At 60.7% G+C, this 17,506-nt stretch carries 19 protein-coding genes; 11 read left to right on the forward strand and 8 right to left on the reverse strand.

Features of this window, described 5'->3' with window-relative positions:
* Positions 1 to 79: 79 nt before the first annotated feature.
* From AC2ETI_RS20590 to AC2ETI_RS20600, 3 genes are all read right to left on the reverse strand, one after another.
* Positions 80 to 1,735: an FAD-binding dehydrogenase gene (locus tag AC2ETI_RS20590; protein ID WP_483634328.1), complete on the reverse strand. Its 1,656-nt coding sequence runs from the start codon at positions 1,733 to 1,735 to the stop codon at positions 80 to 82.
* Positions 1,732 to 2,397, reverse strand: coding sequence for a TetR/AcrR family transcriptional regulator (locus AC2ETI_RS20595; protein ID WP_029537099.1), 666 nt, complete (start codon positions 2,395 to 2,397; stop codon positions 1,732 to 1,734). Before AC2ETI_RS20595 ends, AC2ETI_RS20590 begins: the two co-directional genes overlap by 4 nt.
* A 140-nt stretch (positions 2,398 to 2,537) precedes the next feature.
* The gene (locus AC2ETI_RS20600; protein WP_020909324.1) at positions 2,538 to 3,869 is read right to left on the reverse strand and encodes an MFS transporter; all 1,332 of its coding nucleotides are present in this window, start codon (positions 3,867 to 3,869) and stop codon (positions 2,538 to 2,540) included.
* Between the two features lie 157 nt (positions 3,870 to 4,026).
* Between AC2ETI_RS20600 and AC2ETI_RS20605 the strand changes: the two genes are divergently transcribed.
* From AC2ETI_RS20605 to AC2ETI_RS20615, 3 genes are all read left to right on the forward strand, one after another.
* Positions 4,027 to 5,190: an LLM class flavin-dependent oxidoreductase gene (locus tag AC2ETI_RS20605; RefSeq protein ID WP_003940457.1), complete on the forward strand. Its 1,164-nt coding sequence runs from the start codon at positions 4,027 to 4,029 to the stop codon at positions 5,188 to 5,190.
* Positions 5,191 to 5,340: 150 nt separating this feature from the next.
* On the forward strand, positions 5,341 to 5,877 hold the full coding sequence (locus AC2ETI_RS20610) for a hypothetical protein (RefSeq protein ID WP_020970975.1): 537 nt from the start codon (positions 5,341 to 5,343) through the stop codon (positions 5,875 to 5,877).
* Positions 5,878 to 5,964: 87 nt separating this feature from the next.
* A complete protein-coding gene (locus AC2ETI_RS20615; protein WP_483634329.1) occupies positions 5,965 to 6,597 on the forward strand; it encodes a hypothetical protein in 633 nt (210 codons plus the stop codon).
* A 10-nt stretch (positions 6,598 to 6,607) separates the two neighbouring features.
* Here AC2ETI_RS20615 and AC2ETI_RS20620 read toward each other — a convergent pair whose 3' ends face one another.
* Positions 6,608 to 7,123, reverse strand: a complete 516-nt coding sequence (locus AC2ETI_RS20620) for a CGNR zinc finger domain-containing protein (protein WP_047889055.1) — start codon at positions 7,121 to 7,123, stop codon at positions 6,608 to 6,610.
* Positions 7,124 to 7,148: 25 nt separating this feature from the next.
* On the opposite strand from AC2ETI_RS20620, the gene AC2ETI_RS20625 reads away from it, so the two are divergent.
* The 4 genes from AC2ETI_RS20625 (at position 7,149) to AC2ETI_RS20640 (ending at position 10,233) form a co-directional block, all read left to right on the forward strand.
* Positions 7,149 to 7,340 (forward strand): hypothetical protein, encoded by a 192-nt coding sequence (locus AC2ETI_RS20625; RefSeq protein ID WP_021331840.1) that lies wholly within the window; start codon positions 7,149 to 7,151, stop codon positions 7,338 to 7,340.
* A gap of 103 nt (positions 7,341 to 7,443) precedes the next feature.
* Complete coding sequence (locus AC2ETI_RS20630; RefSeq protein WP_483634330.1) at positions 7,444 to 9,051, forward strand: AMP-binding protein; 1,608 nt, start codon at positions 7,444 to 7,446, stop codon at positions 9,049 to 9,051.
* 127 nt (positions 9,052 to 9,178) lie between these two features.
* Entirely contained in the window at positions 9,179 to 9,463 is a 285-nt protein-coding gene (locus AC2ETI_RS20635) for a hypothetical protein (protein WP_003939785.1), read from the forward strand.
* A 38-nt stretch (positions 9,464 to 9,501) separates the two neighbouring features.
* Positions 9,502 to 10,233 carry a hypothetical protein gene (locus AC2ETI_RS20640; RefSeq protein ID WP_197940819.1) on the forward strand — a complete coding sequence of 244 codons (732 nt, stop codon included), beginning with the start codon at positions 9,502 to 9,504 and terminating at the stop codon, positions 10,231 to 10,233.
* A 14-nt stretch (positions 10,234 to 10,247) separates the two neighbouring features.
* Here AC2ETI_RS20640 and AC2ETI_RS20645 read toward each other — a convergent pair whose 3' ends face one another.
* Together AC2ETI_RS20645 and AC2ETI_RS20650 are read right to left on the reverse strand one after the other, a co-directional pair.
* Complete coding sequence (locus tag AC2ETI_RS20645) at positions 10,248 to 12,203, reverse strand: ABC1 kinase family protein (protein WP_483634331.1); 1,956 nt, start codon at positions 12,201 to 12,203, stop codon at positions 10,248 to 10,250.
* 302 nt (positions 12,204 to 12,505) lie between these two features.
* Entirely contained in the window at positions 12,506 to 12,643 is a 138-nt protein-coding gene (locus AC2ETI_RS20650) for a hypothetical protein (RefSeq protein ID WP_021345701.1), read from the reverse strand.
* Positions 12,644 to 14,063: 1,420 nt separating this feature from the next.
* On the opposite strand from AC2ETI_RS20650, the gene AC2ETI_RS20655 reads away from it, so the two are divergent.
* Positions 14,064 to 14,363, forward strand: a complete 300-nt coding sequence (locus tag AC2ETI_RS20655) for a DUF4259 domain-containing protein (protein ID WP_223304584.1) — start codon at positions 14,064 to 14,066, stop codon at positions 14,361 to 14,363.
* A 34-nt stretch (positions 14,364 to 14,397) separates the two neighbouring features.
* On the opposite strand, the gene AC2ETI_RS20660 is transcribed toward AC2ETI_RS20655, so the two are convergent.
* Positions 14,398 to 14,640 carry a hypothetical protein gene (locus tag AC2ETI_RS20660; protein WP_483634332.1) on the reverse strand — a complete coding sequence of 81 codons (243 nt, stop codon included), beginning with the start codon at positions 14,638 to 14,640 and terminating at the stop codon, positions 14,398 to 14,400.
* Positions 14,641 to 14,918: 278 nt separating this feature from the next.
* Complete coding sequence (locus AC2ETI_RS20665; RefSeq protein ID WP_317830385.1) at positions 14,919 to 15,800, reverse strand: alpha/beta fold hydrolase; 882 nt, start codon at positions 15,798 to 15,800, stop codon at positions 14,919 to 14,921.
* A 112-nt stretch (positions 15,801 to 15,912) separates the two neighbouring features.
* On the opposite strand from AC2ETI_RS20665, the gene AC2ETI_RS20670 reads away from it, so the two are divergent.
* The 3 genes from AC2ETI_RS20670 to AC2ETI_RS20680 are packed head-to-tail and all read left to right on the forward strand — an operon-like array spanning position 15,913 to position 17,453.
* On the forward strand, positions 15,913 to 16,557 hold the full coding sequence (locus AC2ETI_RS20670) for a TetR/AcrR family transcriptional regulator (protein WP_021331849.1): 645 nt from the start codon (positions 15,913 to 15,915) through the stop codon (positions 16,555 to 16,557).
* 9 nt (positions 16,558 to 16,566) lie between these two features.
* Positions 16,567 to 17,016 (forward strand): FAS1-like dehydratase domain-containing protein, encoded by a 450-nt coding sequence (locus AC2ETI_RS20675; protein WP_019745537.1) that lies wholly within the window; start codon positions 16,567 to 16,569, stop codon positions 17,014 to 17,016.
* On the forward strand, positions 17,013 to 17,453 hold the full coding sequence (locus AC2ETI_RS20680; RefSeq protein ID WP_021331850.1) for a MaoC/PaaZ C-terminal domain-containing protein: 441 nt from the start codon (positions 17,013 to 17,015) through the stop codon (positions 17,451 to 17,453). The genes AC2ETI_RS20675 and AC2ETI_RS20680 overlap by 4 nt, the downstream gene beginning before the upstream one ends.
* Positions 17,454 to 17,506: the final 53 nt, after the last annotated feature.

Genomic DNA, 17,506 nt, shown 5'->3' on the forward strand with positions numbered 1-17,506 from the left:
ACCATCAATCCGTGCATGAGGCACGGCGAATGCGCGCCCACCACATACTGGTCACGCATTCGCTCGCCTGATTTCGGGGCTACAGGTCGCGCGCCACTGCTCGTCCGGCTGCGCGGCCGGAGAAGATGCAGCCACCGAGGAAGGTTCCTTCGAGCGCGCTGTAACCGTGGGCTCCGCCGCCGCCGAAGCCCGCGACCTCACCGGCTGCGTACAGGCCGTCGAAGACACTGCCGTCGGCCTTGATGACCTGTGAATCCAGGTTGGTTTCCAAGCCGCCGAGGGTCTTGCGGGTGAGCAGGTGCAACCGGACCGCGATCAGTGGGCCGTTCTTGGGGTCCAGGATCTTGTGCGGTGCAACGACGCGCACGATCTTGTCTGCCAACAGATTACGAGCACCGTGGATGGCGGTGACCTGGAAGTCCTTGCTGTACTTGTTGTCGACTTCGCGGTCGCGGGCGATCATCTCGCGCTCGATGTCCTCGTAGTCGAGGAGCGGTTCGTCGGTGAGGGCGTTCATGCCGTCGACCAGATCACGAAGGTTGTTGCGCACCACGAAGTCTGCGCCCTTCTGCTTGAATGCCTCGACCGGTCCCGGCGCGCCCTTCTTGATTCGTTCGAGGAGGAGCTTGAAGTCGCGGTTGGTGAAGTCCGGGTTCTGTTCCGATCCCGAGAGTGCGAACTCCTTCTCGATGATCTTCTGGTCGAGGATGAACCACGTGTACTCGTGGCCGCTGTCGAGGATGTACTTGAAAGTTCCCATCGTGTCGAAGCCGGGGAAGTTGGGGACGGGCAGACGCTTGCCGGTGGCGTCGAACCACATCGAGGACGGTCCGGGGATGATTCGGATTCCGTGGTTGGGCCAGATGGGATTCCAGTTCTGGATGCCTTCGGTGTAGTGCCACATGCGGTCGCGGTTCACGATGTTTCCGCCCGCGGATTCGGTGATTTCGAGCATCCGTCCGTCGACGTGTGCAGGTACTCCCGTCAGCATGTGCTTCGGTGCCTTGCCGAGTCGCTCGGGCCAGTTCTTCTTCACCAGTTCGTAGTTGCCGCCGATTCCACCGGAGGTGATCACGACTGCCTGTGCGGCGAACTCGAATTCGCCGATGGGGGTGCGCGAACTCTTCACGCCGCGTAGATCACTGGAAGGTTCGAGGACGGTTCCGCGTACACCGGTGACCGCACCATCGGTGACCACCAACTGATCCACCTGGTGGCGGTGCTTGAACGTGACCAGTCCACGCTTCTGAGCGGCGATCACCTTGGTCAGGAAGACATCGACCACGCCGGGGCCGGTTCCCCAGGTGAGGTGGAATCGCGGTACCGAATTGCCGTGTCCAAGAGCCATTCCGCGGCCGCGTTCGGCCCAACCGACATTCGGCATCAGACGAAGCCCCAGGTCGTGCAGGTACTGACGCTTGTCGCCGGCCGCGAACTCGACGTACGCCTTGGCCCACTGGCGAGGCCAGTGATCTTCGCGCTCACGGTCGAATCCGGCAGTGCCCATCCAGTCCTGCATTGCCAACTCGAGAGAGTCTTTGATACCGAGTCGGCGTTGCTCGGGGCTGTTCACGAGGAAGAGTCCGCCGAGCGACCAGAATGCCTGCGCGCCGAGGTTGGCTGCGTTCTCCTGTTCCACGACAAGGACTTTGCGGCCGGCGCGTGTCAGTTCGTAGGTGGCGACCAGTCCCGCCAGCCCTGCCCCGACAACGATGACGTCAGCTTGTTCGCTCACGACAGCTCCTCTTCCGATTGGTTGTTCTGGATTATTTCGCTGTAGGACAGCAGGATTCGAGTGAAGATATCGCGGCGCAGTGCAAAGGCGGCGTTGGTGTCGGTGTCGACGAGACACTGCACGCTGGTGCCGTCGTGCACTGCGACCAATGCCCGTCCCAACGCAGTCGGGTCGCCGACGATTGTTCGCCCGACGTCGCTGAGCGCGGACTCCACAATGGGCAACAGGGTGCGAAGGATCGCGTCTTCACGGTCGGCAAGGGCTTTGCGAAGTGCCGGGTTGCGGAGCGCGTGAGCGGTGAATTCCGCGTTGATCCGGTACCACTGCGGGTCGACCGGAACCACCGCCACGATCCGGGCGACAGCGGCATGGATGTCGACGGTGTTACCGGCGGTGATCGACTCCGTCGCCAACCGCAGATCAGCGAGCATTGCTGCAGATCGTTGCTCCCACATCGCGAAGAACAGTTCGTCGAGTGAATCGAAGTTGGAGTAGAACGCGCCTCGGGAGTAACCGCCGCGTTCGCAGATCTGCTCGACCGTCGCGTGCCCGAACCCTGATTCCGAGAAGGCGTCTGCAGCCGCGTCGAGCAGGCGCTGCCTGGTTTGACCACGGCGTTTGGTGACACGTTTGGCCGGCGAGTTGTCCGTTCCAGTCGTCATCGGCGCCTCCATCGGGTGGAACCCAAACGATACACCGATGTATCCGATGCGAAGACGTATCTCGATTAGATCTTCTTGGCAGGTGTTTCTATCTATATCTAGCAAATATGCAAGATAGGAAGATATTTGTATGACGACAGCTACAAGTGCAGATCACGCTTCCTGATCGCCGCAGTGGCGACGACGCTGATCGCCGAGGTGGCCACCAGATATCCACAAGCCAGCCACGGTGAACCGCCGCTGGCGCCGATCAGTGCCGTCAGAATCAGAGGTGTGACGCCGGAGGCGTAGATACCCGAGAACTGGTAGACGACCGACAACCCGGTGTACCGGATTTCTGTGGGGTAGAGGCTTGCATACAGGGTTCCCTGGGCGCCGTAGAACAGGGCATGAATCACTCCGAAGACCACGACCATCGCGACTCCGAAGAGCAGGAGATTCTCGGTACCGAACAGTGCGAAGGCGGGGAAGATCGCGAGGCCGTACGCGGCGATGCCCACGATGTAGACCCGTTGCGGGCCGAACCGATCGGTGAGTAAACCGGAAAACGGCAGCAAGATCGCCATCACTACTGCGGCCACGGTGACCACAAGAAGTACGGGAACCTTTTCGAAATGCAGAGTCTTGGTTGCATACGTGATTGCGAAGACGCCCCAGGTGTTGAACGCGGCGCCCTCGCCCCAGCGAGACAACATGCCCAGTACGGTGTTTCGCGCGGCTTTTCCTTGAAAGACTTCCCTGAGCGGGGCGGACGAGCGCTGTTCGAGGTCGCGAACGGCCTGAAAGGCGGGCGTCTCGTCCACCTTCAAGCGGACCACCAACCCCACGATCACGAGCACCAGGCTCAGGACGAAGGCGATGCGCCAGCCGAAACGGAGAAACTGGTCGTCGTCGAAGACTGTCTGAAGCAGCGCGAACATTCCTGTGCCCAATGCCAACCCGAGAGCCAATCCGATCTGCGGGATGCTGCCGAACAGTCCACGCTTCTTCTCCGGACTGTGTTCGACCGCCAAGAGAACAGCTCCGGCCCACTCACCACCGAGAGCAAATCCCTGCAGGATACGAAGCAGCAGAAGCAGAATCGGCGCAACGACTCCGATCTGAGCGGCGGTCGGAAGAACGCCCATCAGCGCCGTCGCGATACCCATGATGAACATCGTGAGAGCAAGCGTCTTCTTGCGCCCGATGCGATCGCCGATGTGACCGAACACCACTCCACCGATGGGGCGAACGAGAAAGCCGACTGCGAAGGTCGCAAAAGAGAGCATGGTCCCGACGAACGAACTCTGGTTCGGGAAGAACAGTTGGTTGAAGACCAGACTCGCTGCCGTTGCGTAGAGGAAGAAGTCGTACCACTCGACCGTCGTGCCGAGCAGGCTCGCGGCGACGACGGTTCTCAATCTGGATCGCCGCTCGTCGTCGGTCTCGTTCGAGAACGGTGAATTGTGCTCGACTTCGGCAAACGTGGTCATCGGAGCCCCCGGGTCGCGGTGCAAATTCACGAAGGTATCGCCGGCGCCGAAAGTGGGCACCCCTAGCGATCAGGGTGATTTCAACCCTGTTCTTCGAGGTGGACTGTGGTTGTAATGACAGAAGAGTTCTGCCTGTACGTCGACGAAAGGAATCACCGTGTCACTGCGCTTCCACTGGTTCTTGCCTACTTACGGTGATTCCCGGAATCTGATGGCGGGTGGGCACGGCAGCTCGATGTCCGGTGATCGTCCGGCGACGCTGAAATACCTCAATCAGATCGGCGCGGCCGCCGAGACGAACGGCTTCGAAGCCGTCCTCACGCCCACCGGCGCGTGGTGCGAAGACGCATGGCTGACGACGGCGATGATGCTCGAGACCACCGAGACACTCAAGTTTCTGGTTGCTCTGCGCCCGGGATTGCTCAGCCCCACGCTTGCCGCTCAGATGGCCGCAACCTTCCAATGGCAGTCGGGCGGTCGTCTGCTGCTCAACGTCGTGACCGGCGGGGAGGACCACGAGCAGCGCACGTTCGGTGACTTCCTCGACAAGAACCAACGGTACGCACGATGCGGCGAGTTCCTCGACGTGATCCGCCAGTTGTGGTCCGGTAACGGTCCGGTTGATTTCTCCGGCGAGTACGTCAACGTGGAAAAAGCTACGCTGCAGCGTATTCCGGATCCGGTACCGCCCATCTTCTTCGGCGGATCCTCGCCGGCGGCCGGCACCGTCGCATCGCGCTACGCGGATACCTACCTCACCTGGGGTGAGACGCCGTCCGCTGTTGCCGCCAAGATCGCCTGGATCCGCGACCTCGCGGAAGTCCAAGGTCGTCACCTCGACTACGGAATCCGTTTGCACGTCATCAGCCGGGACACCTCGGAACAGGCATGGGCAGAAGCGGATCGGCTGCTCAGTGCGCTCGATCCGGCGACCGTCGAGCAGGCTCAGGCGAGTCTTGCGCGATCCGGCTCCGAAGGTCAGCGTCGGATGCTCGAATTGCACGGCGGTGGTTCGGCTTACAAGGAGGGCGTCGGAGCGCGGTCGCTGGAGATTGCGCCGAACCTGTGGACCGGCGTCGGATTGGTGCGAGGGGGAGCAGGTACCGCATTGGTCGGTTCGCACCAAGAAGTGGCTGATCGGATTGCCGAGTACGCGGCGATCGGACTGGATCACTTCGTATTGTCGGGCTATCCGCATCTCGAAGAGGCGTATCAGTTCGGTGAGGGTGTGCGTCCGATCCTCGAAAAGCGTGGATTGGTAGCACCGCACGGTTCGGTCGGCGGACCGGTGCGAACGCCCTTCGTCTCCAGTGGGAACTGAGTCGAAAAGCTAGCTCTTCGAGAAGGGGACGTTTGTCCCGATCTTTCGGGCATGCCCTCCCGGCGGGGCAATTGGGCCATTTCGGGCGCTAGATCCGATCTAGGCTGCGCACTGTTGCCGAACTCAAGGCGCAGTACGAAAGGATCCTCGATGAAGCTGGGCACGAGTGGAGTACGTCGCGTAGTGGGAACCGTGGCAGTCGCCGCTGCAACCGCGGCAGGCGTCGCGATGGTCAATCCTGCGACTGCGTCGGCCGAGGTGGTCCCGCCGGTCGTCTCGTACAAGGTGACCGGAAACGATCTGGCGCTGACGATCACGAACAACAACACGGGAATTGCCCCGTTGTGCCAGGCGTTTGTCGTCAACGCCGCGGATTCTGCTGCTGTGCTTGATGATCCGCTGAAACTGCTTGATCCGAACCTTGTGGTGTACCCCAAGATCACCGATCCGGCCTCGCTGTTCGACGTGGGCAAGGGGCAGACGGTCACCGATACCGTGACCGATGTTCCGGACGGAACCTACGCCGTGCTCGGTGCCTGCTCCGATCTTCTCGATCTCGAGACGTTGGGTAAGCCCGTTCCTGGCGTGCCGAGCCTCGTTGTCATCGGTGGACCGTTCAGCGGCATCAATACCGGAAGCCTGAGCGACCTGTTCGGTAGCGGCAGCCTCGAAGGGCTTTTCGGGTAGCTCGCTGCCTGCCTCCCCAATTTTCCGACTGAGCGGTCTATTCTTCATGCATCTGGTGATCTGACCGACTTGCCTGGAGGTTCGGAAATGCGAAGTCGTGGATTCAAACGCGCTCTCGGAAGCATTGTCGCGGCGTCCGCCGCCGTCGTGGGACTGGTTGTCATGACTCCGGCGACGGCGTCGGCAGCACCAGCGATTCTTCCGCCTCCGGTATCGGTGAGCGCAGCGGACAATGCGATCACCTTCACCGTCACCAACCCGAACCCGCGGTTCAGCTTCATCAACTGCACGGTGGCGATCCTCAATGCCAGGGATGTCCCCGACGTGATTCGTGATCCGGCAAAGCTGCTCCAGCCTGGCGTGTTGGTGTACCCGACCGTCAGTAACATCCTCGATCTGTTTGCCGTTTCGCCTGGGCAGACGATCACGCGGACCGTCGGTAATCTGCCGGCCGGGGTTTACGCCGTTGCGGGAGCGTGCGTTCGACTACTCGATCCGACCAACCCCACTATCGCGATTCCGCAGGCAGTTGTGGTCGGCGGCTGGTTCGAGGGCGCGGGAACCGGAAGTCTCTCAGGATCTTTGGAGGATCTGGGATACAACACGGTTCAGGACTTGATCGACGCATGGAATCGGATCAGCTCGGGAAGCAGCGGCGGTAGCTTTCAGTTCGAGTACCAAGGTGGCTCGGATTTCGAGGTAGTGGGTCCCACGTCGTAGTAGGTGCAACTCACTTGCGTGCACGATGTCGCCGCACCGCGTCGCGGTTCGCGCACGTGGGGGAGCAGTACCGCTGATTGCCGTTGCGGGAGGTGTCCGCGTAGATGTTGGTGCACTCGTCCAGGGTGCATCGACCTAATCGGTGCATACCGCGGCCGACGAGGTGCAGCGCCGTGCCTACCGAGAAGAGTGCCTTGAGGACCTCGGCGAGCGACTGTTGGGGATCGCGGTAGTGCAGATGCCAGCCGTCGTTCGCGTGGTTGGTCATGCGCGGATACGCCGACGCTTGCTCGAGCATGACGTTCACAAGTTCGGCGCGGGCTGCCTCCTCCGTGATGTCGACGATTTTCGACCACTCGATCAGAAGGTCGAGGGTCTCGTCGAGGTCCTTCTCGGCGATGGGGAAATCGAGAATGATGCCTGCATCGACGCAGCGTTCGACGAGTTCGGCCAAGGTCTCGGGGTTTCGATTGGCCAGGTCGGCGGCCAGCGTCACCGCATATTCGCCGTAAGGGTTGAGATGCACAATGCCATTACATCATGCTCGTTGCATGAAGAAAACAGAGATCACGCCGATCGGTTGCATCCATCGCTGGGAGGTCGAATCCCGGCACCGAACCAGCGAGGGGACGGTCACCTACCTGCGCTGCCATTGCGGGTCGTGGCAGACCTTGCTCGCCGAGTGGATGTCGGGTGGGGCAGCCTCGGCCGTCGCCGCACCGATAAAGGTCAGGTCCAGGTAATGATCAGCTAATCGTTCCGTTTTACCTCCGGCGACATGGAACGTGTTCTAGATTCAGGGTTATCTGCCTCGATGTCGCGGCGCGGACTCTGAAAGGAAAGACAATGCAGTTCAATCTTGCTGACATATTCGAGACCGTTGCCGGCTCAGTCCCTGATCGCGTTGCATTGACTTACGAGGGAGAGAACTTCTCCTACTCTCAGTTGGATGCGGAGGCTAACCGAACGGCCAACCTGTTCGCGAAAGCCGGCATCTCGCGCGGCGATCATGTAGCCCTGTTCCTGAAGAACAGCGTCGAACATGTCACGTCGATCCTCGGGTTGATCAAGATCCGTGCGGTCCCGATCAACGTGAACTACCGGTACACACCCGCGGAGCTCGAGTACATCTTCACCAATTCCGACTCGGTCGCGGTGGTCGTGGAACTCCCCGAGCATCAGCGTGTCCTTGCTTCCCTCTTCGGTGCATGCCCGAAGGTGAAGACGGTGATCGTGATCGGCGAGGTCGACGCCGAACTGGTCGCAGCAGCAAAAGCGCATGAAGTTTCTGTGGTTTCGTTCGACGACGCTCGTGAACAGTCTCCAGTGGGGGAGTTCGACGCTCGTTCTGGCGACGACGTGTACCTCCTCTACACCGGCGGGACCACCGGATACCCGAAGGGCGTCATGTGGCGTCATGACGACTTCTTCCGTAAGCCGCTCTCCGGCGGCAATCCGTACGGTGAGGGAGCGCGGCAGGACCTCGCCGAGATTGCCAGTGCTGCAAAGGAATTTCCGGAACTCTCGTTCCTCATTGCTGCCCCGCTGATGCATGGCGCCGCGTTGTACTCGCTGTTCACCTTCCTCACCCTCGGTGCGCGAGTTGTTCTACGACGCGAGTTCGACGCGGAGAAGGTCGTCGAAGCGATCGAGAAGGATTCGGTACAGGTGATCTTGATCGTCGGCGACGGCATGGGACTGCCGTTGGTCGACGAGATGGAACGACGCAAAGACGAGGTCGATTTCAGCACCCTGTTCTCGATCACCTCGGGTGGCGCGATCTGGTCCACCAGCGTGCGGGATCGCATGCTGGCGGTGAAGCCGGACCTGCTGCTGCGGGACAACTTCGGAGCCTCCGAGTCCGGTAACGACGGCGCCTTCTCCATCGACGAGGCGGGCAATCTGCGAATGCCGCCCTCGCCGAACATGATTCTGGTCGACGAGCGCCTCGAAGAGATTCCAGCGGGCTCCGACGACGTGGGCTACATCGCGCGCATCGGAAACGTCCCGCTCGGGTACTACAAGGACGAAGAGAAGACCGCCCGCACGTTCCCGACCCGCGCCGACGGCACCCGCCTTTCGGTGCTCGGCGACATGGGCAAGGTGGAAGCAGACGGCACCATTGTCTTCCTCGGCCGTGGCTCGCAGTGCATCAACACCGGTGGCGAGAAGGTCTTCGCCGAGGAGGTCGAGGCTGCCCTTCACGCACATCCGGCGATCTCCGACGCGCTCGTTGTTCCCGCACCCGATGCGCGCATGGGGCAGCAGGTCGCAGCGGTGATCGCGACCTACCCCGGATCCGACGAGCTGACTCTCGAAGCGGTACAGGAACATTGCCGCAAGACGTTGGCCGGCTACAAGGTGCCGCGCACGATCGTGCTTGTCGATGAAGTCAAGCGAACCCCGGCCGGTAAGGCGGACTACCGCTGGGCGACGACACTGGCGTCGTCCTAGCGGCGTGGAGTGGGCGACGACGATCTTTCACACGGATTTCACCACGACATAAGAGACATACCGGAAAGATGGTGCAGAGTAAGTCGTTCGCGCCTTGCGTCGTCACTCCACGAAAGGGCCTTGTCTCATGCTCATCATCGGAATACTCCTGTTCGGGATCGTCATCGGAGCGGGAGCCCAGCTGATTCTGGGGAAAACGACCGCACGAGTGGACTGGACCTTCGCGTTCATCGCGGGAATCGGTGGTTCGCTGGTCGGCGGATTGCTCGTGAGTTTGATTGCAGGCGACGGATTATCATTGCGCCCGAGCGGCATCCTCGGGTCTCTTGCCGGCGCTGTCATCATCACCGCGGGGTGGCAGTGGTACCGCGGCAGGAACGCAACTACAACTACGCGTCCGTCTGATCGCTGATTTCCACAGTTCCGTCAGGGGACGGAGAGCGTCGACATATGAACGAACTACTCGATGAAGTCCTCACCGCACATGGCGGAGTCGAACATTGGCAGTCCGTTTCAGCGATCACGGCACGGGGACGTTTGGGCGGTCTGCTGCCCCAGCGCTTCCCAGGCAACAAGTTGGCGAAGTTCACGGTCGAGGTTGAAGTCGCCGAGCAACGCACTGTCCTCCAAGACTTTCCGCGTGTCGGCGAGTGCGCTGTGTTCGACAAGGGCGTCGTGCGGATCGAAACTCGTGACGGCGAAGAACTCGGGAGTCGAACCGACCCACGTTCAGCGTTTTTCGGGTTGAGTGGAGTCCGGCGCAACCTCCACTGGGACGCACTCGACACCGCTTACTTCGCCGGCTACGCCTTTTGGAACTATATGACGGCACCGCTGCTGCTCGCCCGCGACGACATCACTGTCACCGAAGCCGAACCTTGGCAGGAATCCGGGCAGCAATGGCGACGACTTCAGGCAACGTTCGCGCCGGCGATCGATACTCATTGCCGGCAGCAGACCTTCTATGTCGACAACGGCGGCCTCATCCGCCGTCACGACTTCGTCGCCGAACCGGTAGGCAGCTGGGCGAAAGCTGCTCTCTACTGCGACCATCACCGTCAGTTCGACGGTCTCACGTTTCCCACTCGACGACGTGTGCTCCCGAGAGGGCCAGGCGGCCGCGTTCTCTCGCGCCCGACGCTCCTGGCGCTCGACTTCGACGACATCGAGATCAAGCGATGAAGATCAGTTCTCGGTTACCTGTTGTCGAGTGTGAACAAACGGAACACGGTCCGCATGCACAGAACGACGCCGACGAAGCCCAGTACAGCGCTCACGAGTGCGTAGGCCGACAGCTGAGGTGTGAGTTGTGGTCCGCCAGGTACGAACAGCAGGATCGCTGCGACAATCAGCGCGGTCACTCCCGCCGCCATACCCAGGGCGTTGTTCGCCGACCGTCGTAGCCATCGCCTGTCGTCGGGGTGTGCGACCGAGCGAGTGCGAAGTGTGAAGCTTCCCGACGCGATCGAGGTCGCGATCTGGTCGAGCTGACCAGGCAGGCGCCTGACCACCGCGGTTGTGACCGCCGTCGTCGACAGGATTGCCTGCGCGGCTGCAGTCGGGCTGGCGACCTGGGTCAACAGTCGGGGTACTTCGGCCCGAACAGCAGCGACGAGGTCGATCTGCGGATCCAGGAGCCGGAGGGCGCGCTCCAAAGACGCGAGCGAACGGAAAGCGGCGGCGACGTCTCCCGGCACTCCGATTCGGTGTTCTCGAAGCACGGTGAACATTCGCGCGAACGATGCCATGGAAACATTGGGTTGGACACTGAGCAGGGTGATCTCTCGGCCCACCTGGTGACGTAGTGCTCCGCGATCAACTTCGGGCGGTACGTCGAATGCCATCAGCATCGCGTCGACTGTCGCCACCGGATCACCTGCGAGGGCAGCGTTGAGGAGCACGGCGAACAAGACCCGTGTCTCGCCGTCCAGAACCCCTACTGCGCCGAAGTCGAGGAGTCCGACCCGGCCGTCATCGAGGATCATGATGTTGCCGGGGTGCAGGTCCGCGTGAAACACCCCGTGGACAAAGATCCCGTCGAGCAACGACGCAAGAAGTTTGTTGGCGACGCTGCTGCGGGTGTCGCGGTCGAGGCCGATGAGCGCGGCCTCACCGTCGGAGAGCGGTGTGCCGTGAAGACGTTCCATCACGAGCACCCGTCCGCTACTGAGGTTGGGGTAGATATGCGGAACGACGATATCCGGGCGGTTCGACATGGTGGAAGCAATCGCGCCGGTGTTCGCTGCTTCGGTGCGGTAGTCGAGTTCCTCGAGCAGTGACGTGACGAGGCCCCCGGCGAGTCGATGAACTCCGATATCGCGTGCCCAGGGAAAACGGGTCTCCGCGAGCGCCGAAACGCGAAGGAAGATATCGCAATCCACGCTCACTTGTGCGCTCGCCTCGGGGCGTTGAACCTTCACCACAACGTCGACGCCTTCAACGGTGCGCGCGGAATGTACCTGTGCGACAGAGGCGGCGGCGAACGGCTCCACATCGAACCACGCGAACACCGACTCTGGTGCGTCGCCGAGTTCCGATGCCAGTAGCTCCGCGATACGGTCGGGATCAGCCGGGCGTGCCGAACTTTGCAGAGAAGAAAGGGCGCGAGCCAACTCGGGTGGTATGAGGTCGTCTCGCGTGCCGAGGATCTGTCCCAACTTGACGAAAGTGACACCGCACCGGTTGATTACTTCCACCAGTGCATCCCCGAACTGAGGCGCTGATGGCCCAGCACGGAGAGCGGGCCCGCCTCCCGCTCGCACGACGATGCCCATGATCTGGACGTACCGCTTCGTTCGGCGCCACGATTTTCGGCTGCGCTGCAATGCTTCTGGCGGGCCGGGTATGGACCCCGTTGGAAGGACAACTTCGAGGAAGACCAGTACTGCCAGGCACGCCGCGAATACCCAGAGTGCGACAACTCCGAAGAACGTGAGCGCTACTCCCACGCTCACCAGAAGTTGATCGTCCTGGCTGGCAATTCCTGCGAATGTCGCGGCGTAGCCAGACAGGGGGACACCCACCGAGAGCGCTATCACCGCGACCGCAAGGGTTCGCGGCCATCCGACTCTCGTCCCCAGCGTTCGTCGCATCACGCCCGCCAGTGCTGCTGCAAGAAATGGCGTCGTGACGATCCAGACCATCAAGTCCATTGCGATAGCGTACGGGTTCGCGATCTGCGATACATCCAGGAAAACCCCGAGCCCACCCCGACTGACGGGTAACAAGCCCGACAGTGCCCAAGCGTCGAACATGCTTGGGCACTTCGGTGTTCAGTCGGTCCGATGTCGACTCGTCCTGATCGACCGTCCAAAACTGCGTTCACTGGCCATCCGCGAGGCCGAACTACACATCATGCTCGTCAGCGATGTCCCGGCACCCTTCGTGTGGAGCTGTACAGCCGAAGAACAGGCTGCGATGGACGCCGAGCAGAAGTGGGACCGAGTGGACTCCTTTAAAGAATGGGGCCGCCGGTGAACAGGTTGACGAGACTCACCGCGAAGAACTGGACGATCGCTATGGCGGTGGCAAACGGGTCGCCCGCATACGTAGCTTGGTTGACCCATTCGTTGAATGCGTTGATCGAACCCATTGTGAATCCTCCTGAGTAGTGATGGCGTGATTGATTGAAACTGGTGGTATGACACTCGACGCGAGGGACGTCAGTACGGACCCAGCGCAGTTGGGCTTATGAGGCCACGAAAGGTCAGTGACGAGCGCCGACAGTGCGCTGCGGTTGCGGCCTTCTGCGTTTCGAATGTAGTTCCTCGACTTAGGAATACCGTGAAGGACGGGCGGATTGGTTACGAGTATCCCGCGACAGACGACATCGTCAATATTACGATGTCGGCAACAAACGCGACGACGGCACCAATCGGATTCTGGACAATCCACGAAATTACTTCAGTCATGTTCTCGGTCCTTCCTTAGCGTAAGACGCGTGATCGAATACTCGACCAGCTATTGCAGTACCCGGCCCCGTTCGGCGAATTAAACCGTTACCGAGGATGATTGGCGCAAATAGATAGATCGCACACCGGGGGGCGTTGAATCAACTCGCCCAATCGTTGCACCTCTATGCTCGGGGTTCGATTCGTTACCAACATCTTTCAGAGAAGGGGTGATCAGTCCCATCAGCGATCGGTACCCCGCGTGCGAAATCCTTCTTCGTAAACACCTGCCCAGCAACGTCGTAACGTCAGCGGTGGTAGTTGGCAAGGCCGACCGTCTTCTCGAGATCGTGGCGAGTTTTGCTGGGCAGATGTGACACTACCTTGCGGTCTCGCCGGATCAGTCTTCCTTTCGGAGATCGATGGCTGTTCTTCGTGTGGTTGTTACACGATCGACGGAATCGCTGTTGGGGGTGGCGATGCGCAGCTAATTCCCCTACGAATCTTCAGGAATTGCCTGCGACACCCGTGGATACGGATCCTCGATCTCCACCGAGCGCAATTCCGTGTGCCGACAACATCGCAGTGCTTCCGACCGGATCGATGCACCCAGAACCAATCGCCGTCACGCACAAAGGGCCAGACGGTTCTGGGAAAGACCCAAGCGCTCCTTCAGCTCCCGGCGATCTGTTGCGCCAGTTCGAGTTCACACCTGATCTAACTGGTCGACGCATGGTGGTGTACCGGTAGCCAAAAGAGTCCCGTCGGTCGGTTAGTGTTGACGGTGAAATACGACGCGGAGGTGGCTGTGAGAATCTGGAACTGGTTGATGCTCAAAATTTCAGCAATCGGTGGGTCGCCGAAGTTTCGGAAGATAGTCGACAGTCCGATTTGGGCGGGCGCCAATGACCGCAAGCTCTGACTGAGCGGGCGGCAGATTCTCCAATTTGCAATTGCCGACCTGCGACTGCGAGCACGCTCACGGCCTGCTGCGACGGGAACGCGACTGTCGACCTGAATTTATCTGCAATCGATATGGGAGGGCTTGTGGGAGTCTGGGGTCCGGGGAACTTTGACAGTGACACCGTCGCGGATGGGTTGGGGGCCCTGACCGGTCGAATCGTGGACGACATCACTGCCGAGTTCGAAGACGATTCGAGTCTGGAGCCGGATGAATGGGGCGGGGAGATGGTGCCGGCGTGGCTCGAGATCCTCACCGATATTGCCCAGACGAAACGAGTCGGTGTGACGTTTCCATCGACGCAAGTGCTGATCGACTGGCGCGATCGATATCTGCGCGTGTGGGATGGCTACATTGACGAACTCGAACCGGACGAGGATCACAAGGTCGCTCGACGTGCAGTGCTCGTCCATACCTTTGAACAGGCGGTCGCCCTCGCCGCCGAGCGGGAACAGGCATAAACCTGGTGCAGCCGCGCTACTGACCATAGATCCGTCAGTTCCCGGGTGGAACGACGGTGAACGTGAACCCTCCGGAAGTCATTGCGTTGGCTTCTTCGAACATCGAACAGAGAGCTTCGGCGGCGTCGGTCGCCAATGCTCGGGCAGCGCTAGGGGTTCGACCTCGGGCCGTCACCGCGAGCCCAGGTACGTCCGCATCTGTGATCGTCAGATCGGACTCGTAGTCGGAAGCACTGCCGCCGAGTATCTGCGCGAGTTTTTCAGCAGGAACAGACATGCCGTTGGAGGCTTCCCGTTCGCCGATGTACGCATCGCGCGGGGACCCGTCGTAGAGTCCGGTTCGATTACTACTGACTCCGACCGCCGCGGTCAGGTAATGGTGGCCGTTGCCGCCGCCATTTTGGTCGTAGCGGGAGGTCTGTGGTGGACGAAGACCATCTCCTTCACCGAAACTGCAGTAGTTCAGTGAGGAATGTTCTCATCTGTCAGTTGTACCGCCTTGGCCGGCTGATTGACCGGCTTCATCACTACCTTGTCGGCGGCTGGTCCGCGAGATCACGTCCGCTTCGCGTCGTCATGATTGCGGACGAACTTCATGAGTCGGGGAATTACCCGATCAGGTATGTGTCCCAGGATTCCGTGGCCGGTTCCGGCATAAATCTCCACTTCGGCTTCAGGTACAAGATCAGCTAACCTCGCGGCCACCTGCTCGGGGTTGGAGACCACCGTCTCGGCGCCGGAGATTACGAGCATTGGAACCGAGATCGACTGCACTTCTGCATCTTTGAGCATTCGTGCCCACCCCACACCGGGGCGGTAGTTCAGCGCTTCCTTGGCGAGGGCGAACTCGAGGTCGCCGAGAACGTATCCGGGGGACAGCCAATCGTTGAGTTTGCGAATATTTTTGTCGGTGCGGCGTATACCGGCGCGGACCATCTTCAGCAGTACGCGCCACGAGGGCTTGTCGAAGACTCCGCCCGGCTCGATGAGCGTCACACTCGCCAGTCGTTCAGGGGCGTGCAGTGCTACGAGAACGGCGTGCCACGCGCCCTGCGAGTAGCCGACCAGGTGGACGCGATCGACCTTGAGTTCGTTCAATACCTCGCTGATCCAGGTGGCGAAGTCGGATTCCCCGGTCAATGGAGAAGTCTGGACACTGCGGCCTGGTGTGCCGATCGTGTCCATTGCGTACACGACTCGGTCTCGGCACAGGTCCTCGATGACGATGTGCCATTGCAGACAGTTGGCCCCGAGAGAGTGCACCAGGACGATCGGCGTTTCCGTGCCGGTCCCCGACCTACGGACATGGGTGGTTCCGAACGATGTCGGCACGTCGAGTTGTGTCGACGGAACCGGCCAGGTGCCCTCTAGTTCTCGGTAGATGCTCTCGTACGCCTGCTTTGATGCCTCGTTCTTGAATCGTCCGATCTTCGGCATGAGCCTCCCTCTCGCTGCTTTCAATTTTGATGGTATGACCGTATCACTAATGCGGTACGTGCGTATCATTAACGAGTCAAAGTCATCCATTCGAAAGGGGAAGGACGGCCTCATGCCGCGACTGGTCGACCATGAAGTGAGGCAACGGGAGATCACCGATGCGGTGCGGCGAGTGATTGTCGACGGTGGGCTCGCGGCGGTGACATTTCAGTCCGTTGCTGCCGAGGCTGGGATTTCGGTGCGACTTGTGCAGTACTACTTCGGCACGAAGCGGGAATTCCTTCTCGCGACGCATCAAGCTGTGCGTCAGGATGCGGGTGCTCGCTTGATGCAGGAGTTGTCTGTTCTTGGCGCGGAAGCGACACCCCGCGAGGTTATTTCAGCGTTCCTTGTCGGCATGCTCCCACTCGATCGACAACGTCGGGAGGAAGCGATTGTTCTCGGTGCCTTCCACGCTGCCGCACTGACCGGACAAGGAATCGCCGCCGAGGAAACCCTCACTGCCCCAAGAGAGTTGACAGTGCTCATTTCCGGCCAGCTTCAACGAGTGACCAATCGGGACGCGGTTGCGCCGTCAATGGATCCCGACCTCGACGCCGAGCTCATTCTGGCGGCTGTCGCCGGGCTCGCCCAGGGGATGCTTCCCGGCTACGCCACAGCAGAATTGGCGGCCCAGTTGGTTGAGCGTCTCCTCGATCGCATTCTCGGGCCGACGAGACCTCAGGCCACGAATGAACCCGAAGTCGGCCGCCGTTAGTATTCCGGGATGTCTCCTGTGAACCCAGCGCTCGCCGGCCGGGTGTTTCCCTCGTCTTCGTACCTTGTCGGGCGCGAAAAGATTCGCGAGTTCGCTCTGGCGGTGCGTTCGAGCAATCCCTTGCACCATGATGTCGGTGTCGCCAGGGAGGCCGGGTTCGTCGATGTCATCGCGCCGACAACATTCACAACCGTTGTCCAGCAGCGAGCGATCATGGCACTGCTGCGCACGCCGGATACTGGGCTCGATCCGACTCGTGTGGTCCATACTTCCGAGAAGATCGAGCATCAGCGTCCGATAGTCGCCGGCGATGACCTGTCTACGACACTGACGATTACAGGGGTGACAGTGCGAGCAGGCAGTGCGATCCTGTCGACAGTTTCCGAGATCCACGACGTGACCGACGCTTTGGTCGCAACGGTCACCTCGACCCTGCTGGCGCGAGGAGAAGGCGCATGACCGTACCCGTCGTGCCGGTTTTCGAAAACCTCGTCCTTGGTGACATCGTCGCGAAGGTTGATCTGGTCCTCACTCGTGATGACCTAGTTCGCTACGCCGGTGCCTCCGGCGACATGAACCCGATCCATTTCAACGACGCAATCGCTACTGCGGCTGGGCTACCGGGAGTTCTGGCGCACGGAATGCTCACTGCCGGAATTGCTTTGCAGGCCATCGTCGACTGGGTTGGTGACCCGAGCGGTGTGATCTCGTATGAAACTCGCTTTACTCGGCCCGTCGTAGTCGATGCCGTCGATGGTGCTGATCTCTCCATCGCTGCGAAGATCGCGCGGATCGACTCCACAACGCGGACTGTGCGTATCGATGTCACCGTCATGCACAAGGGCCAGACGGTTCTGGGAAAGACCCAGGCGCACCTTCAGTTCCCGGGCGCCTGACAGGATTGCGGGCTGTCACTGGTCACATCGGGACCTACGCATCCGGGCGGGAG

The organism is Rhodococcus sp. MurmanLake-1, assembly GCF_056945715.1.